Source organism: Gemmiger sp. An120, assembly GCF_002160955.1.
Lineage (GTDB): Bacteria > Bacillota > Clostridia > Oscillospirales > Ruminococcaceae > Gemmiger_A > Gemmiger_A avium.
In genome coordinates this window covers 102,818-127,976 of the sequence record NZ_NFLN01000009.1, presented here as the reverse complement: position 1 = coordinate 127,976, position 25,159 = coordinate 102,818, and the positions used below count along the sequence as shown (strand labels likewise).

The window sequence follows — 25,159 nt, the reverse complement described above, 5'->3', positions numbered from 1 at the left end:
ACACCGGGCAGGAAAGGGCGGTTTTTGTTTTACTTGTTCCGGGGGTTCACAAACCGGGGAATCGCACCATAGCGGTCGGTCATGGTAGCGTAGACGCCCGGGCGGCAATGCTGGCCGGTGCCGGTAACAGCTTCGCAGCGCGGATCAAAGGCCGGATCGGCGCAGCGGCGGAACCAGTCATCCATCTCCCGGCTCATGGCAAGGATCCGTGCCTGCTGTTCCGGACAGTCATAAAGGTTGTTTTCTTCCTGCGGGTCCTGCCGCAAGTCGTACAGTTCGTTGGGGCCATAGGGATAGCGGAGCACCAGCTTATACTCTTTGCTGCGGATCATGCGAACCGGGCCATATTCGTCAAACACCACAATGGAACCGCCGCGCTCCTTATCCGGCTGCTGCAGCCAGGCGGCAAAGCTGTCGCCGGGCAGTGTCTGGCGGGTACGGCACTCCACCTGCGCCAGTTCGCACAGGGTGGGCATCAGGTCATAGTGGCTGAACATTTCCTCGCAGACCGCGTTCTCCCGGAAATGGCCGGGCCACATGGCCAGGAACGGCACCTTGACCGAAGAGTCAAACATATTCTGGGGAAAGGTACCATTCCCCTTGCCCCAGATTCCGTGCTGACCCAGGTTCATGCCGTTGTCTGAGGTGAAGATCACAACGGTGTTATCCAGAATGCCCAGTTCTTCCAGCTTGTCGGTCAGGCAGCCGATCTGATGATCCATGGCGCTGATTGCCGCATAGTATCCCCGCAGCAGTTCCTTGCGCCGTTCCCCGGTACCGTGCGAACAGGTATAAACCTGGTTCGGATGCAGCGGAAGATCCGGCGTTGCGGTAAAGCCGCAGCCTTCATACAGATCCCAATAGGCCTGTGGGTGCTGTTCCTTGTCCCAGGGATCATGCGGCGCGGTAAAATGTACGCTGAGATAGAAGGGATCCGGCTGCGATGCGTATCGCTCCAGCGTTTCAAGCGCCCGCTGGCCGATCAGGTCGGTCACATAGCCGTGTTCTTCCCGGATGGTTCCGTTTTCCACAATCTCCGGCTTGAAATAATCACAGCCGCCTCTGGCGATGGTATACCAGTCGGTAAAGCCTTTCTGCGGGGAAAGGCTGTCGCCCAGATGCCATTTGCCGCACAGGCCACAGGTATACCCCGCCTGGTGCAGCAGTTCCGTGTAGCTGGTGAGGTGTTCCAGATACCGGATGGGCTGCGTTTCAAACCGGAACGCCTCCCGCCCCTCTGTGAAGGGATGCGAGGCCGGTACATTGCCGCCGTCCAGCCAGTCCAGCACGCCGTGGCAGCTGGGCATCGTTCCGCACAGGATCGAAGCCCGCGCCGGAGAGCACACCGGTGAGGCGCAGAAAAAATTTTCAAAGCGCACGCCGCGGGTTGCCATGCGGTCCAGATTCGGGGTTTGGATATCGCTGTTTCCCGCGCAATGAAGCGCCCACGCCCCCATATCGTCTGCCAGGATAAAGAGTATGTTCGGTCGGTTTGTTGTTTTCATTGCTGTCAAATCCCCTTGCTGTTTTTTATTTTGCCTATTGCGGAAATAGATCCTACCGAGTAAAATAGCATTGCCTTTTGGCACTGCACGGGTCCATCGAAAAACTCATTCGTAAAAGAGGAACGATTTATGAGCCATCGTCTGCGCCTGTTTATTTTTGAGTATGACTTTTCCATGAGTGCATACTGGATCTGCACCGGCTTTCTGATTGCCAAGCTTACGCAGTATTACGACCTGCCGCTGGGCTTGTCCAATCTTCTGACTGGGCTTTCCTCCACCTTTCTTGTGCTGCAGCCGGTGGGCGGTCTGTTTTACGCCCGGCTGAAACACAAACACAGGTTCCTGGTAAGCATGAGTTTTTTGTGGCGAATCAGCATCTGCCTGGTTTTCTTCACGGTGCTGCTGCCCATGCCCAGCGGAACGCTGCTGTTCTGCCTGCTGCTGCCTGCCATGCAGTGCATCCAGCAGCTGTCCTCTCCCGCCTATGAAGACTGGCATGTGCAGATGGCTGAAGCCGAACACTGCTCCCGCTACTACACAGCCCGTGAAACCTTGTTCATGCTGATTTACACCGCAGCCAACGCTGTCATCCAGATCACCATTTCGATCTCGGAGCGCATGGGAAATCTGCGGACCGGTTTCATCCTGGCCGGCCTTGCGGAAGCGCTGCTTCTGGTGGTCAGCCTGTGTCTGCTGCCTTTCCTGAGCGCACCGGTTTCTTTTCGCGCACAGAACAGCTCGTTTTCCACCTTGCTGCAGGTGCTGAAGAACAAGCAGCATACCCAGGTAATCCTGGCCAACGCCTCCTGGTGCTTCGCCAACGTGTTTATCGGCGGTCTGTTCAGCCTGTATGCAGTGCGGATGCTGAATATCAGCTTCATTACCCTGATGATCTGGGGGACCGCCGGCAATATTCTGCGTGGTGTGTTCGCCCCTGTATTCTCCCGCATTGCCGCCAAAACCGGCTGGCGAACCTGCCTTTCCAACATCTTCATCCTGTACGCACTGCTGGCCTTGCTGCTGTTTTTCTCCGGACCTGAGAACGGGTTCTGGATTGCGCCAGTCTACCTGATGCTGAGCACACTGCCGGCTTCCGGGTTGTCTGTGGGTACTCTGCAGCTTCGTGTCGCCGCCAGCACCACCGAGATGCGCAGCGTATACTTCTCGGCCTACTCGCTGATCAGCGGCGCCGCGTCTCTGCTGGGAACGACCATTTCCTCTACGCTGATTGAAGTGCTGGACAGAACCCCCTCTGCCCCACCCATCCAGAGCCTGTTTCTGCTGGGGCTGGTCCTTCTTGTGGTGCCGTTTGTACTGTTCCGCCGGCTGCCGCAGGATCTCCACTGACAAAACCTTTTTTGCTGCCCGCCCGTTTGGGACAGGCAGCTTTTTTACCGGTGCGGTCAGACCGGTTCACCTGCACACAGGTTCTGCCCCGCTATAACAATACCACAACATTTCCTTTTTCAAAACCCTAAATATTGACGGAAGCGTTATATATATTTACAGCCTTTCTCATCCAAAAGACCCGTCCTAACTTACGAAATATTGCTCGCTATACTGTGCCTGAGCGCACAAAAAAGCCGCGGCATCTCCGAATGGATGCCGCGGCTTTTTTGTGAAATCTCAAATCTTTTTCTGATACTGTTTCAGCTCTTTGGTCAACTGGGCACTGTCCATTTTCAGCACAAACTGATCCCCGAACCGCATCATTGCCAGCCCCATTTCCAGGAAAACAACCAGGATTATCTTTCCCCGCAAAGGCAGCTCCGCAAACCATCCAAACATCCAGGCACCTCCAATAAAGCAGAGGTTGGCAACGACTGCCCAGGCCAGTGTGCGGCCCTTTGTGCAGCTGCTGTTTTCAGGATAGATGGCACTTTCGATCATGGCAAACACTAAAGATACCAGCCACATAGTAGCAATATCCATAATCGGCAAGCTGTTTACCCCCTGCAGCAGACTGCAGACAGCTTTTAGAAAAATTGTCACGAACGTATACAGGGCCATGTGCAGTTTCATCTGCATGGACCAGCGATAGATGCGCAGATACGTTTTCATCCCTCATAACCTCCCTGTAATTTCTCCCGCAGTGCCGGCGCATACCGCCGGGATATCAGGATCTTTTCTCCTGTGGGCAACAGCGCTTCGATTCTGCCGCCCGGACGGCTGTGCAGACTTTGCACCGCGTTCAGGTTTACCACTGTGGATTTTCCGCACCGGAACAGCCCCAATACACCCCAGCGGAGTTCCAGCGCCGCCAGGCTGAACGGGGCACGACAGACAGAGCCGGCTGTGTACACAAACACCTTATCCTCCACCATTTCTGCCCACAGAATATCCCGGGGAGATACGGCCACCGTTTCCTGCTGTTCGTTCAGCAGCCACATTCGGTCGGATTCGCTTTGCAGCAGTGCAACAATTGTTTGCAGCTCGGCGCTGTCTTCCGGTCCCCGCACTGTTACCTGGACTTCGCCGGGGCAATGTTCGATCTGCAGCTTCATAGCATCCCCCCTTTTTGTAATTTCAGCATAGCAGGGGCTAAAAGGAAAAGCAATGTTCTCCCTCTATGCGGTCATTTAAAGGGGGCAGGTTGCATTGCCGGCATTGCGTTTTTCGCCTGAAAAAGGCCCGCCAAAAAGAGATTTTATTTTTCTGCAAAAAAATTCAAAAAATGTATTGACAACCCGGGAAACTCATGCTAAGATATATAACGTTCCGCGGCGACGGAACAACAAAATAAGCGGATGTGGCGGAATTGGCAGACGCGCTAGATTCAGGTTCTAGTGGGGGCAACTCCATATGGGTTCAAGTCCCTTCATCCGCACCAGACTCCCGAATGCAGCAGCATTCGGGAGTTTTTTCGTATTTCCGCAGAAAAGCCCTGCTATCCGGCGGGGCTTTTTGCTTGCCTCCCCTGTTTTTTGCGCGACGTACGGTAAACATATCTTTCGGAGAAAAGCCGCTTTCTTCTCTCAAACGAATTTCCAGTAAAAGCGATGACAGCAAATCTGTCCAACAAGATTTTGCGCGTCGCCGGACCCGCAGACTGGGTACCGCCGGTATATATTCATGCATATAAAGTATCCGGGCGCATGCGTGCAATCCCCTGGCATAAAAGCATGTTTTTTTATCGGCGGCTGTATATCCGATGACAGCGGCGGCAGACTGTGCTATACTGGGGAAGTAATTTTAACGCCGTTTCCGGCGTTTTCAGGGCCGGGCCGTTTGCGGCAGGGCCCCAATTTATTGCAAAAGGAGTCGACATTCATGGCAAAAACCGTTCCTGTCCGCAGTGAGATCCCGCAGGAATTCACCTGGAACCTCACCGATCTTTTCCCCAGTGATGAAGCCTGGCAGGCAGAATATACCCGCCTGCAGGAGTCGCTGGGCAAGCTGTCCGCCTATGCGGGGCGCCTGAGCGAGAGCGCCGCCACCCTGCTGGAGTTTCTGCAGCTGCAGGATCAGCTGGAGGTGGACGCCGACCGGATGCTGTCCTACGCGATGCGCAAGACCGACCAGGACACCCGGGAGCCCGTGTATCAGGAGATGAGCGCCCAGGCCCGCAACTTCCTGGTGGCCTGGGAGCAGGCGCTGGCATTCCAGACCCCGGAACTGCTGGCCATTGATGAGAACCGTCTGGAGGAGTTCTACCGCACCGAGCCGGCGCTGGAGCATTACCGTCTGGCACTGACCCGCATCCTGCGCAAGAAGGAGCACACCCTCTCCGCCGAGTGCGAAAACCTGCTGGCCGCCGCCGGCAGCATGGGTCAGGCCCCGGGCAGTATCTTCCCCCTGCTGAACAACGCCGACATGACCTTTGAGGATGCGGTGGACGGTCAGGGCGAGCACCACGCCCTGAGTCATGGCAGCTACATCGCCATGATGGAATCCCAGGACCGGGCTCTGCGAGAGTCTGCTTTCCGTTCTCTCTATGCCGGGTACGGCAAGCTGAAGAACACCTGCTCCGCCCTGCTGGGCGCCCAGATGAAGCAGCTGCAGTTCTTTGCGGATGCCCGCCACTATCCCTCTGCCCTGCACGCTTCCCTGGCGGAGACCGAGGTTCCGGTGGAAATCTACCACAACCTGATCGAGACCGTACACAAGCACCTGCCCACCATGCACCGGTATGTGCGGCTGCGCAAAAAACTGCTGGGCGTGGATGAACTTCATTATTATGATCTGTATGCCCCCATCGTGGCCGACGTACAGATGGAGGTTCCCTTTGAAAAGGGCAAGGAGATGGCCCGCGAGGCGCTGGCTCCCCTGGGCGAAAACTACCTGCGGATGCTGAACGAGGGCTTTGACAACCGCTGGCTGGATGTGTATGAGAACCAGGGCAAGCGCTCCGGCGCGTACTCTGCCGGCGTATACGGCGCGCACCCCTACGTGCTGCTCAACTACACCGACACCCTGAACGATGCGTTCACCCTGGTGCACGAGATGGGCCACGCCCTGCACTCCTACCTGTCCAACACCCACCAGAAGCCCACCTATGCCGGCTACAAGATCTTTGTGGCGGAGGTTGCCTCCACCTGCAACGAGGCCCTGCTGATCCACCACCTGCTGGACGGCACCCAGGAGCCCCGTCAGCGCGCCTACCTGATCAACCATTTCCTGGAGCAGTTCCGCACCACCCTGTACCGTCAGACCATGTTTGCCGAGTTCGAACTGTGGTGCAGTGAGCAGGTTCGCCAGGGCAAGGCCCTGACCGCCGACGGCCTGTGCGCCAAATACGCGGAGCTGAACCGGCTGTACTACGGCGACGACATCGTGGCCGATCCCGAAATCGCTCTGGAGTGGGCCCGTATCCCCCACTTCTATTACAATTTCTATGTATATCAGTACGCCACCGGCTTTGCCTCGGCGGTTGCCCTGTCCCAGCGCATCCTGCGCGAGGGCCAGCCGGCAGTGGACGACTACCTGCATTTCCTGAGCGGCGGCTGCTCGGCCGATCCGGTAACCCTGCTGCAGGGCGCCGGCGTAGACCTGTCCACGCCCGCCCCCATTGACGACGCCCTGCGGTACTTTGATACCCTGCTGGGAGAGATGGAGGCCCTGATGTCCGCGTGACGCAGACAGTTATGCGGCTGCCGGTCTTTAGGATTCTGCACTTTTGCATGATACAACACTATTTCAACACAGATTTTTCTTCGGTTTTTATAAAAGTTTACTCAAAAGTTCACTTTTAGTTGCTTTTTCTCCGTTTTCTTGCTAAAATAATACAGATTCCACCGGAAGGTACAGGCCGGGGGCTCTTCCTCCCCCTGTACGCCCGGTTCAGTCAAATCTACTGTTTTGGGACAGGAAAGGAATGCATGTATGAAGAAGACAAGACTCATGTCCTTGCTGCTTGCAGGCGTTATGGCCGTTTCGATGGCCGCCTGTGGCGGTCAGGCGCCCGTAACCAACAACGGGGACAGCAGCGCTGCCGGAAGCAGTTCTGCTGCGGGTACTGAGAGCACCCGCCCCACCGAGCCGCAGGGTCAGCTGGTCATCGGCAGCACTACCCAGATGGGTAATGACTTCTACGATCCCAGCTTCTCCAACAACGCGGTCAACTACAAGACCTACGACCTGATCCATGGCTATGGTACCGTTGTGTCCGACATCGACGGCAACTACGTTTACGATCCCACTGTGGTGGCCAGCCACACCGAGACCGAGAACGAGGACGGCACCAAGACCTACACCGTGACCATCAACGATGGCCTGGTGTGGAGCGATGGCACCCCCATCACCGCCAAGGACTACGTCTTCCAGCTGCTGCTGGAGAGCAGCCCTGAGATGAACGGCGTGGACGGCTATCCCAGCCAGGCCGGCTACTCCCTGGTAGGCTACCAGGAGTTCTTCAACGGCGAGACCGAGTACTTCGCCGGTGTGCATCTGGTGGACGAGATGACCTACTCCGTCACCGTGCGCGCTGAGGAGCTGCCCTACCACTACGATATCACCTACGCTTCCGCTATGCCCCGCCCGATGCATGTCATCGCTCCGGACTGCGACGTGGAGGATACCGCTGAGGGTGCTACCATCACCGGCGAGTTCACCACCGACCTGCTGCTGAAGACCATCAACGATACCACCACCGGCTATCGTTACAATCCGAAGGTCACCTGCGGCCCCTACCTGTTCGAGTCTTTCGACGTGGCCAGCGCTCAGTGCACCCTGGTTGTCAACCCCAACTATGCGGGCGACTACCGTGGTGTGAAGCCGGTCATCGAGAAGCTGATCATCAAGATGGTCAAGACCGACACCATGATCAACGAGCTGAAGTCCGGCTCTGTTGACCTGCTGTTCCAGTGCAGCGGCGCCGACACCATCAACGGCGGTCTGGATCTGGTTGACCAGGGCCTGGCTCAGGACAACACCTTCTTCCGTAACGGTTACGGCAAGGTGCAGTTCGACTGCAGCCAGTTCCCCACCGATTCTGCCAACGTCCGTAAGGCGATTGCTTACTGCCTGGATCGCAACGAGTTTGCCCGTCAGTACAGCGGCGGCTACGCGGCTGTTGTGCACTCCTACTATGGTCTGGCCCAGTGGGAGTACCAGGAATCCAAGGACTGGATCGACCAGAACCTGGAGACCTACGAGAAGAACCTGGACGAGGCCAAGGCTCTGCTGGAGGCCGACGGCTGGACCCTGAACGCCGACGGCACCGAGTACTCCGGCACCGGCCTGCGTTACAAGGAAGTTGACGGCGAGCTGAAGCCCCTGGTGATCGAGTGGGCCAACACCGACGGCAACCCCGTTTCCGACCTGCTGGCTACCATGCTGCCCGAGGCTATGACCGAGATCGGCATGCAGCTGAACGCCACCACCATGGACTTCCCCACCCTGCAGGCTGCTATCACCCACACCGGTGACAAGATCTACAACATGTACAACCTGGCCGTTGGCTTTGCTCTGGCCAGCAGCCCCTGGTACTACTACTCCACCGATCCTGTCTGGATGCAGGGCGGCTACAACAGCAACTGGATCGCCGATGAGGAACTGGAAGCTGCTGCCGAGGCTCTGAAGCCCATCCCCTTCGACGACAAGGAAACCTGGCTGACCGCCTGGCAGAACTTCATCGCCGTTTGGAACGACAAGATGCCTGACATCCCCCTGTACTCCGATGAGTACTACGACTTCTTCTCCAACAAGCTGCACGGCTGGTACTCCACCTCCGTTTGGGAGTGGTCCCGTGCCGTCCTGGATGCCTGGGTCGACGCCTAAGGTTTAATCCGGCATAAGAACGTCCGGCGGAACCCCGCCTTGTGGCCGGGTTCCGCCGGATTTTCCTTGTTGCAGCATTCCCCCTCAGAGGCAAGGCCATCCTTGCTTTACCCCTGCTCCGGGAAGGAGCGCACCTATTTATTCTTTGTACGATTGGAGGAACGGCGAATGGGAAAAGGCAGATATCTGCTGAAGCGATTGATCTATATCGTCTTCGTCTTCTTTATCATTTCCATCCTGATGTTCTGGATCTATAAATCCATGCCCGGCGACCCCGTGGATATCATGCTGGGCAGCAGCAAAACCACCATGAAGCCTGACGCTTACCAGGCTCTGTATGAAAAGACCAAGGCCTCTCTGGGTCTGGATCACCCCCTGCCGATCCAGTATTTTGCCTGGATGGGCAATATGCTGACCGGTCATTTCGGCTATTCCACCCAGTATAAGCAGGAGGTCATCAACGTGATCGGCGCGCCGATGCTCAACACGGTGCTGCTGAACCTGCTGACCATGGTTGTGGTCTTTGTGATCTCCATTCCTCTGGGCATCGCCACGGCGGTGCGCAAGAACGGCGCCTTTGACAAGAGCGTGCAGGTGCTGACCATTGTGGGGTACAGTATACCCACCTTCATTATTGCTTTGCTTTCCATCTTCCTGCTGGCGGTCAAGTTCCCGATCTTCCCCATCAGCGGCGTGCAGACGGCCGGCTCCACAGCCACCGGTCTGGCAGCCATAGGCGATAAGCTGTGGCATATGGCGCTGCCGGTGCTGGTCATGTCGGTATCGGGCATCGGCGGCATCACCCGCTATGTGCGTGCTGCCATGATCGATGTGCTGCGCATGGACTATATCAAGACTGCCCGTGCCAAAGGCCTGCGGGAAAAGACGGTTATCTACATCCATGCGTTCCGTAACGCCCTGATCCCGGTGGTTACCGTTACCACCTGGTGGGTCGTGGGCCTGTTCGGCGGTTCCATCGTTATCGAGTCGGTGTTCCTGTGGCCCGGTCTCGGCAAAATGTTGATCGACGGCCTGCTGCAGCGTGACTTTGCGGTGGTTCTGACCATGCAGATGTTCTACGTGGTGCTGTCTCTGGCCGGCAACGTCATTATGGACGTAGCCTACACCATGGTAGACCCCCGCGTGCGGCTGGACAGCTAAGGAGGAACGAGGATGCGAAAAGACAAAAAGAACAAGCGCTCCACGGCAGCGGTGGCTGCCCAGCGCATGGCCCTGGGCGGCCTTCCCCAGGAAGAAGAAGAGGTGCTGCAGAGCCCGCTGCAGATGGTTGTCAGCGCCTTTGTAAAGGACAAGATCGCCATGACCGGCGTGGTCCTGTTCACCTTTATCTTCCTGTGCTGCATTTTCCTGCCGTTCTTCTTCCCCATTGACCTGTACTACCAGGACGTGACCCAGGCCAATGTGGCCCCGGGCTTCGGCATGCTCAAGGTGCCCGCCCAACTTAAGAACAACGCGCAGGACCTGTCCGTGGGCAGCTCTTTCTCGGTTGGCCTGGACAAGGACGGCAATGTGTACGAATGGGGTACCTTCCCCAATGAAAAGCTGAAAAAGATCCCCAGCAGCAGCGAGACCGGCAAACTGGTTCAGGTTTCTGCCGGTCTGGACCATGTGCTTGCCGTCAACGAGGACGGCCAGCTCTTCACCTGGGGCAACGACCGTATGGGTCTGGCCAGCATCCCCATGGAGCTGCGCACCGGCGGCAACGACATCAAGCAGATCTACGCCGGCTATCAGATCTCTCTGGCCCTGACCGAGGACGGCGAGATGTACAACTGGGGCAGTGATTACCTGCTGAGTATCTCCTACCCCGAAGGGGTGCAGGGCAACATCGACAAGTTTGCTGCCAGCACCAACATCGTTATGGTGCTGACCAAGGACGGCGAGGTTGTTCCTCTCACCAACAAGTCTTCTGCCTACACCAAGATTCCGGAAGAGATTCAGGGCAACGTGGTGGATCTGGCGCTGACCGACGAGTGCGCTGCGGCTGTCACTTCCGACGGGCGCGTGTACACCTGGGGCAACAACATCAAGAAGGGTCTGGATGTGCCCGAGGATATCCAGGGTCAGGTTGTTTCGGTCACCGGCGGCCGGTATCATTTCACCGCCGTGCTGCAGGACGGCACCGTGCGCAGCTGGGGTGACAACACCCATGGCCAGGCCAATGCTCCCAAGGGCGTGACCGTCTCCTCTGTGGACAGCGGCTACTACGCCAACTACGCCATCACCGAGGATGGTTCCGTGGTTGCCTGGGGCCTGAAGGGCTACCTGATGGGCACCGACGATCTGGGCCGTGACCTGTTCCGCCGTATTCTGGTGGGCGGCCGTATGACCATGACCGTGGGCGCTATCGCCGTTATCATCTCCACCATCATCGGCATCGTGGTGGGCGGTATCTCCGGCTACAAGGGCGGCAAGGTGGATAACCTGCTCATGCGTCTGACCGAGATCGTTTCTTCGATCCCGTTCCTGCCGTTCTGTATTATTCTGTCTTCGATCCTGGGCAACTCCATCAGTGAGACCCAGCGTATCATCCTGATCATGTGCATTCTGGGCCTGCTGTCCTGGCCCGGCATCGCCCGTCTGGTGCGCGGCAGCGTGCTGGCCGAGCGCGAGCAGGAGTTCGTTACCGCCGCCAAGGCGCTGGGCGTGAAGGAATTCGGCATTATCTTCCGCCACATCCTGCCCAACATCATCACGGTTATCATCGTAAACGCGACCCTGAACTTCGCGACCTGCATGCTGACCGAGTCCTCCCTGTCCTTTATCGGCTTCGGCGTTACCGAGCCCAATGCTACCTGGGGTAACATGCTGACCGGCGCCCAGAACGGCCAGGTCATCGAGAACTACTGGTGGCGCTGGGTCTTCCCCGCTCTGATGCTGGGTATCTGCACCATCAGCATCAACTGCATCGGCGACGGCCTGCGCGACGCCATTGACCCCAAATCGAAGGAGAGGTGAGTACCATGAGTCTGTTGGAAGTCAAGAATCTGCACACCTATTTCACCACCAAAAAGGGCATCGTCAAGGCAGTCAACGACGTTAGCTACACCCTGGAGGCCGGCAAGACTCTGGGTATTGTAGGCGAGTCCGGTTCCGGCAAGAGCGTTTCCGCCATGAGCATCATCAAGTTGCTGGACGGCAACGGCTATATTGACAGCGGCGAGATCATGTTTGACGGCAAGAACATTCTGGAAGCCAGCGACAAGGATCTGCATCACATCCGCGGCAATGAGATTTCCGTGATTTTCCAGGAGCCCATGACCTCCCTGAACCCGGTGTTCACCATCGAGCGCCAGATCGGCGAGGTGCTGCGGCTGCACCAGCACATGAGCAAGAAGGAAGCCCATGCCAAGGCGGTTTCCCTGCTGGCTGATGTTAAGATCCCCAACCCCGAGCGGGTGGCCAAGCAGTATCCGTTCCAGCTGTCCGGCGGTATGCGTCAGCGTGTTATGATTGCCATGGCGCTGGCCTGCAAGCCCAAGCTGCTGATTGCGGACGAGCCCACCACCGCGCTGGACGTGACCATCCAGGCGCAGATCCTGAAGCTGATGAACGAGCTGAAGGCCCAGACCGGTACCTCCATCCTGTTCATCACCCACGACCTGGGCGTTATTCATGAGATGGCCGACGAAGTGGCCGTTATGTACTGCGGCCAGATTGTGGAAAAGGCGGATGCCAAGACCATCTTCCACAACGGCACCTATTCCCATCCCTACACCGAGGGCCTGATGATCTCCATCCCCCGGCTCAACACCCCCAAGGATAAGCGTCTGGAAGCGATTCCCGGCGCGGTGCCCAATCCCCTGTATCTGCCGGTGGGCTGCAAGTTCGGCCCCCGCTGCAAGTACTGCACCGAGAAGTGCAAGGCCAGCGAGCCTCCTCTGCAGGAGGTGGCCCCGGGCCACTTTGTCCGGTGCTTCTATCCCGAAAAGGCGGTGAGAAACAATCATGGAGAATGAGAATCGCAAAGTACTGCTGTCCATTCGGGATCTGAAGCAGTATTTCCCCGTAAAGAAGACCAAGCTGCGGGAAAAGCAGCGGTATGTACGCGCCAATGATGGTATCTCGCTGGACATCTACGCCGGCGAGACCCTGGGCCTGGTAGGCGAGTCCGGCTGCGGCAAGTCCACGCTTGGCCGCACCCTGCTGCAGCTCTATCCCCAGACCGAAGGCCAGGTCATCTACCACAAGGATGGCAAGGATATCGACCTGAAGAGCCTGCCCAAGGAAGAGATGCGGGTACTGCGCAAGGATCTGCAGCTGATCTTCCAGGATCCCTACTCCTCCCTGAACCCCCGTATGACGGTGGGCCAGATCATCGGCGAGGGCCTGGTATCCCACGGTATGTTCAAGCGCGGCGACCCGGCCATGAAGGATTACATCTTCAAGGTGATGGAAAACTGCGGCCTGGATACCTACATGTTCGGCCGGTATCCCCATCAGTTCTCCGGCGGTCAGCGGCAGCGTATCGGCATCGCCCGCAGCCTGGCGCTGAATCCCTCCTTTGTGGTGTGTGACGAGGCGGTATCCGCTCTGGACGTGTCGATCCAGTCCCAGATCCTGAACCTGCTGTCCGACCTGAAAGAGAAGCAGAACCTGACCTACCTGTTCATCACCCACGACCTGAGCGTTGTGAAGTACATCAGCGACCGTATCGGCGTTATGTACCTGGGCAACATGGTAGAGCTGGCCCCCACTGAGGAGCTGTTTGCCAACACCCTGCATCCCTACACCGAAGCGCTGCTGTCGGCGATTCCGGTGGTGGATGAGGACGACAAGCGGGAGCGTATCCTGCTGGAGGGCGATATCCCCAGCCCGGTGAATCCCCCCTCCGGCTGCAAGTTCCACACCCGCTGCCGCTACTGCCAGCAGAAGTGCAAGGAAGAAGTTCCTGAGTGGGTCGATGTGGGCAACAACCACTTTGTGGCCTGCCACTTCCCCCTGAAACACAAGGAGTGAGATTGCCATGCTGTTTGGGAAAAAGATCAACCGGGTTCTGAACGTCCGCAAGGCGGAAGAGCGCTTTGAAAAGGAACGTGAAGAACTGCCTTTGGAAAAAGGTGACCGGCTGGCCATGATCCTGGCTGCCCTGGCGGTGTTCATACCGGTACTGATCGGCGTGCTGGCCGTATTCTTGCTGGTGCTTTACCTGTTTTTCTTCCGGTTTCTGTAATGCCGGAAACTGCGCATGCGCGCAGTAATACATCCCATTCCAATCTGTCCCAAATGATAAGGACGCCGGTCTTTGGACCGGCGTCCTTTTGTTATACCGCTATGAAGACGCCAAACGCGCCGGGGCTGTGCAGGCCCCGGCGCGTTTGGCTAATTTATTTTATTTGGTTCGTTGTACAGCACACGGACAGGCCGTGGTCTCATGCGGTATACTGGTATCAGGAGGACGGTCAGGTGTGGAAACGCCGCCGGAATTCCTCCCGCAGGCGGGGCCGCAGCCGTACAATCAGCAGGAACACTGCTGCCACGAGCCCGGCCGCTGCCGCAATTACCGACCAGCCGGGCCGATAGGTTCCGGCAATGTACAGATCAATCAATGCTTCCAGCGCCAGCAGCCAGACAATCAGGAGCAGGAAGAACACCCCGCCGATGGTCAGGCGGGAACCGTGCCGGGCGATCAGCGCCCCCAGAACCGCCCCCAGCGCCCCGGTGAGCACCAGAATCGGCAAGGCCAGACGGGTCAGCCAGACCCAGCCATCGGTAAGCGCCGCAATCAGAACCAGAAGACCAGCGGCGGCCGCCAGATCGGCCAGCAGATACACCGGTACCGGCAGCCTTTGCACCAGCAGCGGCAGAGCCGCCCACACCCACAGGGTCAGGGCTGCGCCGGCCACATACAGCGCCCAGGGCACACTGGGGAAGAAGGCCAGCCCGTTGATCAGCCCGCAGCAGACCGCTGCCGAGGCCAGCATCCCTGTGAGCAGCCAGCCCACACTGCGCCGGTCTACTGGTTCCACCTCCCGCCGGACCAGCGGGAACGGCGGCGTTGCGTTTTCATCCACCGGGCACCGGGGATTGATCACCGGCGTGCCGCACAGCGGACAGCTTCGGGCACTTGCGTCCAGCTCCACCCCGCAATTCACACAATACGACATGATTCCTCAATCCTTTCTGTTGGAGAATATCTTCACCGGTACACCTTCCTTTACCAGCCAGCGGAAGAAATCCCGTTCCAGGTTTGCTTCTTTCATGGTGCCGGAAAAGCTGATGGCCAGGGTATCGCCCATGCTGATAGCCGCGCAGTTGGTGCGGCCGGAGTAGGACTGCCCCAGGATCATCTCGGTGCGCAGGATGTGTTCCTGCATGGCAGCCGGGATCTGGAACACACCCGGGTTGGTAAAGGTGGCCGAATAGGGCCGCTCGCCCAGCATGCGGAATCCGGTGGCCATGCCCCAGTTTTTCAGCGGACGGGGGATCAGCCGCAGAAGCGGCGAACGCTGCAGGCTTACGTTCTGGGTAATATAGGCCTGCATCTCCTGCCGGTTGATGTGTAGCCGCATATAGTGATGCACCTGCGCCGCGATCTCCTCAAATGTATAGTCGCCCAGTTCCGGATCAATAAATGGGCGGGTGGTCAGGATGAAGTTCCGCAGTGTTTTGCTGGGGAACCAGGGCCGCAGGTTGATGGGAATCACCAACGCCACCGGACGCTCCTTCCGGCGCCCTTCGCTGCGCTGGCGGACAATCAGCGCCTGAATCAGCCCGGCAGCCAGAAACTCTGTAATGGACACCCCATACCGCTTGGCCGCAGCACGGACCTTTTCCACCGGGGTCAGGCCCATGATCACGTTCAGGGTGTAGAAGGGTTCCGGCGTTCCGGTGTAGTTATAGGCCGGGCCGGCTTTCAGGCTGCGCCGCGCCCGGGAGGTGGCGTAGCGGGGATAGGCATCCTCCCATTCCTCGGGATCGGGCGGCTGTGCCGGATCCAGCACACCGTCGGTACAGGGTACCTCCACGCCGGTCTGGCGCAGGTATTCCGCCGTCAGCGTTTTCAGGAACACCAGCGCCCCGGCCCCGTCCGCCAATGCATGGAACAGTTCAATGGAGATGCGCGACTCGTAGTAGAAAATCCGCAGCAGCCGGTCCCGGGAAGAAAACCGGATGGGCTGGCAGGGATTGGCGATGTCCGGTTCCACCTGCGGTAAAAAAGACGGATCCGCATCAAAGTAGTACCAGAACACGCCCCGCCGCAGCCGCACCTGCAAGCCGGGAAACCGGGGCATCACCCGGTCAGCCGCTTTCTGCAGCCGCTGCGGGTCTACCGGGGCATCCATCACCACCGAGAATCGGTACACCGCCGAGTAATCGTCCCGCTGAATGGCCGAATACACCATACCGGCATTATCCAGCCGGTACCAGCCCTGTGCAGGTTTTGCCATCTGCCTCAGGCCCCCTTTATGTATCTTTACCTGTATTGTAGCATTCCGGCCCGGCAAGAGCAATTCCACCGCCGAATTTGTGGTATACTGGTATCATATTCATTGCCTGCTGCACGCAGGCCCGCCGTAAGGGAGAAAATCTTATGGAAAACAACAACAGCTTCAACAACACCGCCGACAACACCCGGGGAGGGCTGCATATCCCCATGCCCCGCTTCAGCGAATCCAACCCGGCCGACCAGGCCATGACCAGCGCCATGATGAAGGTACTGCGCTCGGTACGGTCAGCCGCCTCCCCTGCCCTGGCCAGCCCCACGGAACTGGAGCGCCAGCGCCGCAGCCAGCATGTGCTGGGCCGTCTGGCCTCGCCGCTGCTGGGGCTGAGCTGGGAGCCCTTTGATCTGAAAGGCATGCCCGCTGCCTGGGTACGGCCGGAACGCGGCCACGATCCCCGCAAGGTGGTACTGTACTGCCACGGCGGCGGCTATACCAGCGGCAGCCTGGACTATTCCCGGGTGCTGGCTTCCAAGGTAGCCAACCGCACCGGGTACGAGGTGCTCTGCTTTGAATACCGGCTGGCACCGGAGCATCCCTACCCCGCTGCCCGGGAGGACGCCCTGAAAGCCTGGGACTACCTGATGCTGCTGGGCTACGGCGCCCGGGACGTGGTGCTGATGGGAGATTCCGCCGGCGGCAACCTGGCCCTGGTGCTGACGCTGCTTCTGCGAGACGCCCACCGCCAGCTGCCCCGCCGTCTGGTGCTCTTTTCGCCCTGGACCGATATGACCCTGAGCGGCGAATCCTACGAGCGCTGTGCGGCCTCTGACCCCTCCCTGACCGCCAACTACATGCAGGCCACACGGGACGCCTACGCCCCCGGCCTGGACTGGCGTGATCCGATGCTGTCCCCCCTGTTTGGTGATTTTACCGGGTTCCCCCCGGTGATGATCCAGGTGGGATCGCAGGAGATTCTGTTCGACGACTCTGCCCGGCTGCATGAGCGGCTGCTGGCGCAGGGCATCCCCTGCCGCATGGAATGCTGGGAAGATCTGTGGCATGTGTTCCAGATGTTCCCTCTCAAGCAGTCTGACCGGGCAATCGGCCATGTGGCGGACTTCCTGCTGGAACTGTTCTGATCCAATCCCGCGTTTACGCAAAAGGCCCCATGCCGTCTGGCATGGGGCCTTTATTATTTTACTCCGTCCGCCAGATCGGCGATCTCGCCCATATCCGGCAGCCAGACGGAACTGCCGTCCACAAAGGCGCTGCTGTCCTCGGTCTGGCCGCGTATTGTAGAGGGGATGGTGCCTTCCAGCTGGCCGCGGGCACTCTCTGCCCGCAGCAGGCAGAAATCGGTGATGGTCTGCACACCGGTGAGAAAATCCTCGTAGGAGCAGAACGCGGTGGGGTCCTGCCGCACATAGGGGGCAATCATCTCCCGGGTGCGGGCCACCAGCGTTTCAAAATGGCCGCTTTCAAAATACTCGGTCAGAAACCGGCCGAACTGTTCGTGATACAGGGCAAAGATATCGTTCTGCAGCATCAGATTGTGGTAGAGCGGACGGTTTCGGGCAATTTCGCCGGGAGTATCGATGGGCCAGTTGATGTACAGGGTGGAATCGTTGATCGGGTCCGGCATACCCAGAGAATAGGTGGCAAAGGCCAGGTTATAGTCCCAGGGCAGCATCTGCAGCACGCCGTCTTCTTCATAGAGGAAATAGTTGTGCCCCGTGCGGCCCAGATAACCGTCCAGATTTACTACAAACACCTGCACCACAAAGTAGCGAACCACCTCGCCGATGTCCACGGCCTGTTCCAGGTTCTGCCCGCTGTTCAGGATTTTCAGCGACTCGATCAGGCGGGCCTTGTCTTCGTCGCTCACCGGGAATTTGGCGTTGCGGAAGATGTTGTCATAATCCGCCGGGTCGTCGGTGGTGTAACGCAGGGCTACGTCGGCATTTTCATCGTTCAGCGAGCGGTAATCCGGCTTGTACAGCTGCCCGTGGCCGCTGCCGAAATTGCGCCGGGCAAAGGCCTCCTCCGGTTCTTCCACCGCCAGAAACAGCCCCCAGTCCTGCCCGTTCACCTTCACCCACACATAGCTGCACAGGGGCGAGGGCACCTCCATAAAGGCCATCATGTCATAGGCCAGAAAGTTTTTCAGGTAGCTGTTGTCCTGAAAGGCCGCATCCAGGCTGAATTTATCCAGTCCGTGGTAGCTGCCGGAGGTGTAGTGGTCGAACTCCAGTTTCAGGCTGTACCGTTCCAGGCCATAGTCGCTCACCAGACGGCGGGAGTTGTTCCCCTTGACCCGGATGCCTACCCGGGAGAAGCGCTCCCCGTCGATCACCAGGTCACAGGGGCTGTATTCCTCCTGGTCGGCGCCGGCCAGGAAGCCCTCCCAGTCCTCGTGGAAAATTTCCAGCGTGTGTACCCGCCCTGCATCAAATAACCGCCGGGTGTATTCCGGGACGGTGTAGGCCGGGGTGATCAGGCCCAGGGCTTCCCCTTTTGCCAGCAGCACCGCGACCGCCAGGGCCAGCGCCGCCGCCAGCAGGCAGATCCGGTCGATGTGTTTCGATCGCAGCATATCAGTTCATGTAATCCCCGTTGTAGGCCACCAGCACCGTGTGCTCCACCCCGGGCAGGGCGGCCAGATCGTTGATGAAGCCGGTATCCTCGCTTTTCAGCCGGATCTCCCAGTTCAGCTCGATCCGGCCCGGTTCCACCGCCTTGCTTTTCAGGCTGAGGCGGGCGGCATGCTGCTGCACAAACTGCCGGGCGGCTGTTTCCGCCGCGGCGTCGGCGCAGTGCAGCACCAGGATGTAGGGCTGGGCATGGCTGCGGAAACCGGAAAACCCGGCCAGCACCGCCCCGATGAACAGGCTGCCTGCCACCGCCAGCGGGATGAATCCTGCCGCCAGCACGATGCCCGCCGCAATGGCCCAGAACAGGAATGCAATGTCCGAGGGGTCCTTAATAGCGGTGCGGAACCGCACAATGGACAGCGCGCCCACCATGCCCAGGCTTAGCACCACATTACTGGTGACCGCCAGAATCAGCAGGCTGGTGATCATGGTCAGGGCGATCAGGGTCACCCCGAAGCTGGCGGAGTACAGCACCCCCGCATAGCAGCGCTTATAGATATAAAAGATGAACAGCCCCACCGCAAAGGCCAGGCCCAGTGCCAGCGCCATATCCGCCGGGGGGACAGCGTTCACTTCCTCTAGAAACCCGGATTTGAAGATATCCTGAAAATTGAAAGGCATGGTTCCTCCTCAGTCGTACCGGCGGCAGGCGGCATATTTGGAAAACGCCTCGGCCCGCCCGCGGGGCAGCTGCACCGCCAGCCGCGCCAGCTCCGGCAGAAATTCATCGTACTTGACCTCCAGCACCGTCTGACCGGGGGCCATAGGGATATGGGGCAGCGCCGGGTCTAAAAAACGGGACAGGTCCATCCCGGCGCGCAGATTACGGTCCAGGGTAATGCGCAGATTGCCCGGCGCCCAGAGAAAGGCCTCCCGGTCGTAGGTCACGATCCGGCGGGGGGCCAGCCGCTGCCCCTGCATCTTGCTGTACAGCTCGATCAGCAGGCTGTCGCCGCTTTCCAGCAGAAAGCCGGTATCGCCTGCCAGAAGCTGCTGCACCTGCCCGGCGGTGAGCCGGGCGCTGCGCTTGCCGCACAGCCCGCTGGCCTTGATCTTTTTCTCCAGCCGCACAAAACCGGTATCTTCGCCGTAATACCGCAGGCGGAATTTCTCCCGGCGGTCGGTGCCGTCCAGCTTTTCCCGCAGAGCCCGGTCGCCCGGGGTGTCAAAATACAGGCTGCTTACCCGGTATATCCCGGAGGGCCCGGCGTGAGGATCCCGGCCGAACAGCCGCGCCAGGCGCTGGCTCAGGGCCCGATCCTCCGCCGGGGAAACGCAGCTCTTGATCTCATGGCGCAGCCGCAGCGGGGTACGCGCCTCAGTCATCATAGCCGGAGTCGCCCTCGTACCCGGAGTCGCCTTCATAGCCGGAATCGCCGCTGTCGTTGTCGTATCCGGAATCTCCGCCGGCATTGTAATCGGTGACGCCATCGTTGTTGGGGCCATAATCGGTGTCGTTGTAGTCGGTCACACCATCGTTGTTGGGGCCATAATCGGTGTCGTTGTAGTCGGTCACACCATCGTTGTTGGGGCCGTAATCGGTGTCGTTGTAGTCGGTCACGCCGTCGTTGTTCGGGCCGTAGTCGGTGTCGTCGTAGTCGGTCACGCCGTCGTTGTTGGGGCCGTAGTCGGTGTCGTTGTAGTCGGTCACGCCGTCGTTGTTCGGACCGTAATCGGTGTCGTTGTAGTCGGTCACACCGTCGTTGTTCGGGCCGTAGTCGGTGTCATTGTAGTCGGTCACGCCGTCGTTGTTCGGACCGTAGTCGGTGTCGTCGTAGTCGGTCACGCCGTCGTTGTTCGGGCCGTAGTCGGTGTCGTTGTAATCGGTCACGCCGTCATTCTCCGGGCCGTAGTCGGTATCCACGTAATCGGTCATGCCATAGTCGCTTTCGCCCTGCACATCCACCGGGCTGTGCCAGGAATTGGTGCTTACACACTGGCGCACATCCGACACCACTTCATCCAGGAATTCCGGGTGGGGCAGCTGGGAACCGGCTTCGATCTCAATGGTGATCTGGCGGCTCTCGCCTTCCACCTCTTCCACAAAGTAGCCGGCCTGACCGATAGCGGACACCAGCTCAGTTACCACTTCCCGGCAGGGGCGGCCCTCGTAGCCGGTATAGCCTTCCAGCAGACGGGCCGCATCGTCGTTGCGGGCGGTCACGGCAGTCACGTTGCCCGCGTCGTCGTAGGCTACGTCAATTTCCGGATTCACCCGCAGATGCAGTACGCCGCCATCGGCCAGTTCCACGCCGGAAACAGCAGGAGCGGCGGTTCCGCAGCCGGTCAGGACAAACAGCGCCAGAGCCAGCGCCAGCAGCAGGGACAGATACTTGTTGCTCATCTTTTTCATGGTGGTTCCTCCTTGTTATACGGAGTCTTGGCTCCGTTTTGTGGCTTGTGTTAACAGGATACGTACCGCCGGGGCCAAAACCGGGGTCGCCGCAAAAATTTTTTATTCGCTGTCATAGGCTGAATCCCCATAGCCGGAGTCCTCCACCGGTTCGGGGCTGTCGTAGCCGGAGTCCTGCTCGGGGTGTGCGGGCGTTTCGTAGCCGGAATCCCCTTCCCCGTAGCCGGAATCCTGCGGCGGGGCGGTGGCAGCGGTATAGCCGCTGTCGCCCTGGGTTTCCGACGAACCGTAGGCGGAATCCCCATATCCCGAATCCCCGGCGGGCACGGGCGTGGGTACTGCCGTGGGTGCTGCGGTAGGCGCCGCCGTGGGAACCGCGGTGGGCGGCGGACCCACCGGGATGGCCGCTTCCTGGCCGCCGGTTTCGCCCCCATCCACCCGGATGGTCACCTGCAGGGTCTCGTCCAGATATTCGTTCAGGTGGGCAGGCAGGCTGTCGCTGTGAGCGGCCACCCAGTCCCCGTCCTCCGCGTCCAGGGTCAGGGTGATCTGGCCGCCGGGATGCAGCCAGCCCATCTCCACCGCCCGGTCGGTCAGTTCGTCCATCACCTGCTCCAGCTCCTTGCCCCGGCCTTCATAGCCTTCGGTCAGGACCTCGCCGTCCGGGTTGGTGCCTTCCACCGTCAATACGGTATCCCGACGGTTTACGTCGATGCGAACCTGCGGATTGATGGTCATATACACCGAGGCGTAAGGCATCTGCGCCATCCGCACTGCCGAAAGTGCCAGCAGCACCAGACAGGCTGCCGCCGTCAGCGCCGGAAACAGGATTGCCCGGCCACGCCGCCTGGGCGGGCGCATGGGCAGGATGGCGTCCAGCTGCTGGCCTACCTGATACTGCCGGTCGGCCGCTTTGAGGAACCGCCCTTCTTCGTCCAGCACCACCACATAGCCCGGGTGCCGTTCCAGCACGATATACTTCACGCGGTCGCCTCCTCTCCCCGTTTGAGCACACGGTGCAGGTGCCCCCGGATAATTTCATAGCCGTTGGTCTGGATCAGCAGCATGGCCAGCAGATATCGCCGGTGCCGCTCCAAGGTTTTGCGGGCGATGCCGCTGCCTTCGGCCAGACGGGCCAGAGGCAGACGGCCGGTGCGCAGCAGTTCTTCCAGCAGATCGGGATGCGCCGCCGCGTACCGCACCGCCTGCCCGCAGGCTTCCAGCGTGCGCTGCTGGCGGGGGCAGTTGTCCGCAATGTCGGAAAAGCTGGCCCCGAACCGCTGCAGCACCGTTGCCAGCTCCTCAATCTCCCGGCGGGTGGCCTCGCGGGTTTCCGCCTCGGCAAACCGGTCCCGCTCTTCCGGCAGGGTATCCGCCAAGGTGCGGCCGTCCTCTTCGTCATGGGGTGCAAACAGCGAAATCTGCCCCTTGTGGCGTTTTTCCCGCCGGTGATAGTCGATCAGGCGGCTGCGGATGGTCAGCGCTGCGTACCGCAGAAACGGTCCCCGCATCCGGCTGTAATTCTGGATGGCCTCGTGAAAGGCGATCATCGCTATGCTGTATTCGTCGTCCTGGTCGGTGCAGGGCCGCCCGAGAAACCGCGATGCCTGCCCCCGGATAAAGGGCAGACAATCCCGGATCAGCCCGTCCGCCCGGGCACTGTCGGTCTTGGCCGCAAACACCGCCTCCACAATGGGATGCTCCTTGTCCATGGTCCTTCCTCCCCTGCCTGTACAGGATACGCAGCCCGCACCCCAAAACCGGGGTCGGGCGCAAAAAAGTAGGCAAACCCATAATAATTGTAGCAAACCAGGCAGTTTGGCTGATATCAGCGGATAGTAAATTGATTGTAAAGTCTTTGTGTAGCAAAGCAGGACCGGCAGCCCAATTGAGCTGCCGGTCCTGTGTATTTGTTGCTTTGGTCAGGTGGGAACGCCGCTGCCAATCAGCCGCGCCAGTGCAAAGATATCAGCCCCGGCCACCAGTTCAAAGGTCGCCATCCCCAGCCCCGCCAGCCAGATCCGCACCTCGCTGTCGAAGTCGATCACACCGGCCGACTCGATGGAATAGGCCTGGATGCGGCTGTAGGGCATCGCCACAAAGGCTTTTTTGCGGCCGGTAAATCCCTGCGTGTTGACGGCGATGATCCGGCGGTCGGTAAAAAGCACGCCGTCCCGGATGCCCTGGTACTGCTGCACGATTTTTTCACCCGGGCAGAGCAGCGGGGTTACCTGTTCGGTCAGACGGGTGTCGCTTACAGGGCGCAGTTTGAGAAATGCCATGTTTTCAAGATCAGCCATTGTTTTGTCTCCTTTATATAGGTACGGCCGCAGCCGCCCCTGTTGCAGAATGGATTCGTTCTGCTATAAGCATACCCCATTTGACCGGATCCTTGCGGTTGTGCAGACAACGATAAAAATTAACATTTTCAAGCAGCAAACAAGTTTTATTTCCGTTGTTTAACAAACCGTTTTTCCCTCTCAAACGCGGTATGCTGTAGACACGTTGAAGACGATCTGCAGCGTCGGGTCTTTCGTTCCCTCCGCAAGGCGCGAACGCCGGACACCCCCTCAGCCGGTTTGTACTTCAATTTCAATCCATACACGCGCCGTCGAAACAACTTCCGGCGCACAGGAGGTATTTTATATGAATTACACCAATGGCAACTATGAAGCGTTCGCCCGTCCCCGCAAGCCGAAAGGCGTGGAGGAAAAGCAGGCATGGCTCGTGGGCGGAGGGCTCGCCAGCCTGGCCGCCGCCGCATTCCTTGTGCGGGACGCCCAGATGGACGGCAGCCGCATCCATATTCTGGAGGAAGCCGAACTGCCCGGCGGCGCCTGTGACGGTCTGCTGCGGCCGGACATAGGATTTGTGATCCGCGGCGGCCGGGAGATGGAGAACCACTACGAGTGTCTGTGGGATCTGTTCCGTTCGGTACCCTCGCTGGAGGTTCCCGACGCCAGTGTACTGGACGAGTTCTACTGGCTGAACCACGATGACCCGAACTACTCCATGAACCGGGCAATCCTGGAGCGGGGCAAGAGCGCGGACACCAAAAACCGCTTTGATCTGAGCGACGATGCCGCCATGGAGCTAATGAAGCTGTTCTTTACGCTGGATGAGGCGCTGTACAACAAAACCATCGACGACGTACTGAGCGACGAGTTCTATCAATCCAACTTCTGGCTGTACTGGCAGACGATGTTCGCCTTTGAGACCTGGCACTCGGCTCTGGAGATGAAGCTGTCCCTGCCCTACAAAATGGCCCTGCACGCCGGCCTGGATGCTGTGCGCGGCACCACGCTGGAAGAACTGCTGGCCCAGTACGATCTGATCTGACATCCTCAAAGGAGGAATCATTATGAATGAATCCCTGCACACCACCGCGGTTTCGGAAGAAACCACCGTTCCACCCCAGGCTCCGGCGCTTGCCGCCGCGAGCCCCTGGCGGGCGGCGGCAGGCCTGGGCCTGATCGGGCTTGGCCTTGCCGCTGTATTCTCCCCCCTGGCCACCGGTGTTATCCTGGCCTACATGATCACCGCCGGACTGGGCGTATACGGGGTGGCCCAGATCGTGGCCTACATGAAAGCCCCTGCCGCCGAGCGCACCGGCTCTGTGATCAGCGGCCTGTCCCTGACCGCCTTCAGCCTGTTTACCGTGTGGGCGTCCTACCAGACGCAGTACAGCTTTCTGACCATGATTGCCGGGCTGTCGGTCACGGTGGCGTTCTTCACCATTCTGCGCAGCGTCAGCCAGCTGTTTCTGTTTCAGCAGCTGCGCACCGAAGGCACCGAGGGGGCCGGCTGGGTACTGGCCGGCAGCGTGCTCAACGCCCTGACCGGCGTGCTGATCCTGGCCAATCCCCTCACCGGCTGGCTGGCCCTGAGCACCGTATGGGGCGTATATCTGGGGGCCTCCGGTATTGTACTGATCACCGACTATTTCTCCGAACGCCGCCGGCGCAAAGCCACAGCGTAAGCTGACAAAACGGCCGCACCCGAAAAGGTGCGGCCGTTTACCGG

Annotated in this window: 23 protein-coding genes and 1 tRNA gene; 12 read left to right on the top strand and 12 right to left on the bottom strand. The window is 59.4% G+C overall.

Annotation, left to right across the window (positions count from 1 at the left end; all coding sequences use genetic code 11):
- Positions 1-29: 29 nt before the first annotated feature.
- Entirely contained in the window at positions 30-1,505 is a 1,476-nt protein-coding gene (locus B5E65_RS09340; RefSeq protein WP_087171500.1) for a sulfatase family protein, read from the bottom strand.
- 129 nt (positions 1,506-1,634) lie between these two features.
- Between B5E65_RS09340 and B5E65_RS09335 the strand changes: the two genes are divergently transcribed.
- Entirely contained in the window at positions 1,635-2,852 is a 1,218-nt protein-coding gene (locus B5E65_RS09335) for an MFS transporter (RefSeq protein ID WP_087171499.1), read from the top strand.
- 279 nt (positions 2,853-3,131) lie between these two features.
- Here B5E65_RS09335 and B5E65_RS09330 read toward each other — a convergent pair whose 3' ends face one another.
- Together B5E65_RS09330 and B5E65_RS09325 are read right to left on the bottom strand one after the other, a co-directional pair.
- A complete protein-coding gene (locus tag B5E65_RS09330; protein ID WP_087171498.1) occupies positions 3,132-3,566 on the bottom strand; it encodes a hypothetical protein in 435 nt (144 codons plus the stop codon).
- Positions 3,563-4,009: a LytTR family DNA-binding domain-containing protein gene (locus tag B5E65_RS09325; RefSeq protein WP_087171497.1), complete on the bottom strand. Its 447-nt coding sequence runs from the start codon at positions 4,007-4,009 to the stop codon at positions 3,563-3,565. Before B5E65_RS09325 ends, B5E65_RS09330 begins: the two co-directional genes overlap by 4 nt.
- Before the next feature lie 239 nt (positions 4,010-4,248).
- On the opposite strand from B5E65_RS09325, the gene B5E65_RS09320 reads away from it, so the two are divergent.
- From B5E65_RS09320 to B5E65_RS09285, 8 genes are all read left to right on the top strand, one after another.
- Positions 4,249-4,335: transfer RNA gene (locus B5E65_RS09320), tRNA-Leu, on the top strand.
- Positions 4,336-4,775: 440 nt separating this feature from the next.
- On the top strand, positions 4,776-6,578 hold the full coding sequence (gene pepF / locus B5E65_RS09315; protein WP_087171496.1) for an oligoendopeptidase F: 1,803 nt from the start codon (positions 4,776-4,778) through the stop codon (positions 6,576-6,578).
- A gap of 249 nt (positions 6,579-6,827) precedes the next feature.
- Positions 6,828-8,723, top strand: a complete 1,896-nt coding sequence (locus B5E65_RS09310; protein ID WP_087171495.1) for an ABC transporter substrate-binding protein — start codon at positions 6,828-6,830, stop codon at positions 8,721-8,723.
- Positions 8,724-8,891: 168 nt separating this feature from the next.
- On the top strand, positions 8,892-9,884 hold the full coding sequence (locus B5E65_RS09305; RefSeq protein ID WP_087171494.1) for an ABC transporter permease: 993 nt from the start codon (positions 8,892-8,894) through the stop codon (positions 9,882-9,884).
- Between the two features lie 12 nt (positions 9,885-9,896).
- A complete protein-coding gene (locus tag B5E65_RS09300; RefSeq protein ID WP_204657871.1) occupies positions 9,897-11,702 on the top strand; it encodes an ABC transporter permease subunit in 1,806 nt (601 codons plus the stop codon).
- A 5-nt stretch (positions 11,703-11,707) separates the two neighbouring features.
- Positions 11,708-12,703, top strand: coding sequence for an ABC transporter ATP-binding protein (locus B5E65_RS09295; protein ID WP_087171493.1), 996 nt, complete (start codon positions 11,708-11,710; stop codon positions 12,701-12,703).
- Entirely contained in the window at positions 12,693-13,703 is a 1,011-nt protein-coding gene (locus B5E65_RS09290; protein WP_087171492.1) for an ABC transporter ATP-binding protein, read from the top strand. Before B5E65_RS09295 ends, B5E65_RS09290 begins: the two co-directional genes overlap by 11 nt.
- Positions 13,704-13,710: 7 nt before the next feature.
- Positions 13,711-13,917, top strand: a complete 207-nt coding sequence (locus B5E65_RS09285) for a hypothetical protein (RefSeq protein ID WP_087171491.1) — start codon at positions 13,711-13,713, stop codon at positions 13,915-13,917.
- 229 nt (positions 13,918-14,146) lie between these two features.
- On the opposite strand, the gene B5E65_RS09280 is transcribed toward B5E65_RS09285, so the two are convergent.
- On the bottom strand, positions 14,147-14,851 hold the full coding sequence (locus B5E65_RS09280) for a zinc ribbon domain-containing protein (RefSeq protein ID WP_087171490.1): 705 nt from the start codon (positions 14,849-14,851) through the stop codon (positions 14,147-14,149).
- A gap of 6 nt (positions 14,852-14,857) precedes the next feature.
- A complete protein-coding gene (locus B5E65_RS09275) occupies positions 14,858-16,135 on the bottom strand; it encodes a hypothetical protein (protein ID WP_087171489.1) in 1,278 nt (425 codons plus the stop codon).
- Between the two features lie 143 nt (positions 16,136-16,278).
- Here B5E65_RS09275 and B5E65_RS09270 point away from each other — a divergent pair, with 143 nt between their 5' ends.
- Positions 16,279-17,271, top strand: a complete 993-nt coding sequence (locus B5E65_RS09270; RefSeq protein ID WP_087171488.1) for an alpha/beta hydrolase — start codon at positions 16,279-16,281, stop codon at positions 17,269-17,271.
- 53 nt (positions 17,272-17,324) lie between these two features.
- Here B5E65_RS09270 and B5E65_RS09265 read toward each other — a convergent pair whose 3' ends face one another.
- The 7 genes from B5E65_RS09265 to B5E65_RS09235 all read right to left on the bottom strand — a co-directional run bounded on the left by B5E65_RS09265 (position 17,325) and on the right by B5E65_RS09235 (position 23,436).
- The gene (locus B5E65_RS09265) at positions 17,325-18,725 is read right to left on the bottom strand and encodes a CotH kinase family protein (RefSeq protein WP_087171487.1); all 1,401 of its coding nucleotides are present in this window, start codon (positions 18,723-18,725) and stop codon (positions 17,325-17,327) included.
- A 1-nt stretch (position 18,726) separates the two neighbouring features.
- Positions 18,727-19,404 carry a DUF4956 domain-containing protein gene (locus B5E65_RS09260; RefSeq protein ID WP_087171486.1) on the bottom strand — a complete coding sequence of 226 codons (678 nt, stop codon included), beginning with the start codon at positions 19,402-19,404 and terminating at the stop codon, positions 18,727-18,729.
- Positions 19,405-19,413: 9 nt separating this feature from the next.
- Positions 19,414-20,112, bottom strand: a complete 699-nt coding sequence (locus B5E65_RS09255) for a polyphosphate polymerase domain-containing protein (RefSeq protein ID WP_242957515.1) — start codon at positions 20,110-20,112, stop codon at positions 19,414-19,416.
- A complete protein-coding gene (locus B5E65_RS09250) occupies positions 20,102-21,136 on the bottom strand; it encodes an anti-sigma-I factor RsgI family protein (protein WP_087171485.1) in 1,035 nt (344 codons plus the stop codon). The genes B5E65_RS09255 and B5E65_RS09250 overlap by 11 nt, the downstream gene beginning before the upstream one ends.
- A gap of 102 nt (positions 21,137-21,238) precedes the next feature.
- Positions 21,239-22,120, bottom strand: coding sequence for an anti-sigma-I factor RsgI family protein (locus tag B5E65_RS09245; RefSeq protein ID WP_087171484.1), 882 nt, complete (start codon positions 22,118-22,120; stop codon positions 21,239-21,241).
- Positions 22,117-22,848 carry a sigma-70 family RNA polymerase sigma factor gene (locus B5E65_RS09240; protein WP_087171483.1) on the bottom strand — a complete coding sequence of 244 codons (732 nt, stop codon included), beginning with the start codon at positions 22,846-22,848 and terminating at the stop codon, positions 22,117-22,119. Before B5E65_RS09240 ends, B5E65_RS09245 begins: the two co-directional genes overlap by 4 nt.
- 210 nt (positions 22,849-23,058) lie before the next feature.
- Complete coding sequence (locus B5E65_RS09235) at positions 23,059-23,436, bottom strand: PH domain-containing protein (protein ID WP_087171482.1); 378 nt, start codon at positions 23,434-23,436, stop codon at positions 23,059-23,061.
- A 346-nt stretch (positions 23,437-23,782) separates the two neighbouring features.
- On the opposite strand from B5E65_RS09235, the gene B5E65_RS09230 reads away from it, so the two are divergent.
- Both B5E65_RS09230 and B5E65_RS09225 read left to right on the top strand, forming a co-directional pair.
- Complete coding sequence (locus B5E65_RS09230) at positions 23,783-24,475, top strand: oleate hydratase (protein ID WP_087171481.1); 693 nt, start codon at positions 23,783-23,785, stop codon at positions 24,473-24,475.
- 22 nt (positions 24,476-24,497) lie between these two features.
- Complete coding sequence (locus tag B5E65_RS09225; protein ID WP_087171480.1) at positions 24,498-25,115, top strand: HdeD family acid-resistance protein; 618 nt, start codon at positions 24,498-24,500, stop codon at positions 25,113-25,115.
- The last annotated feature ends 44 nt before the right edge of the window (positions 25,116-25,159 follow it).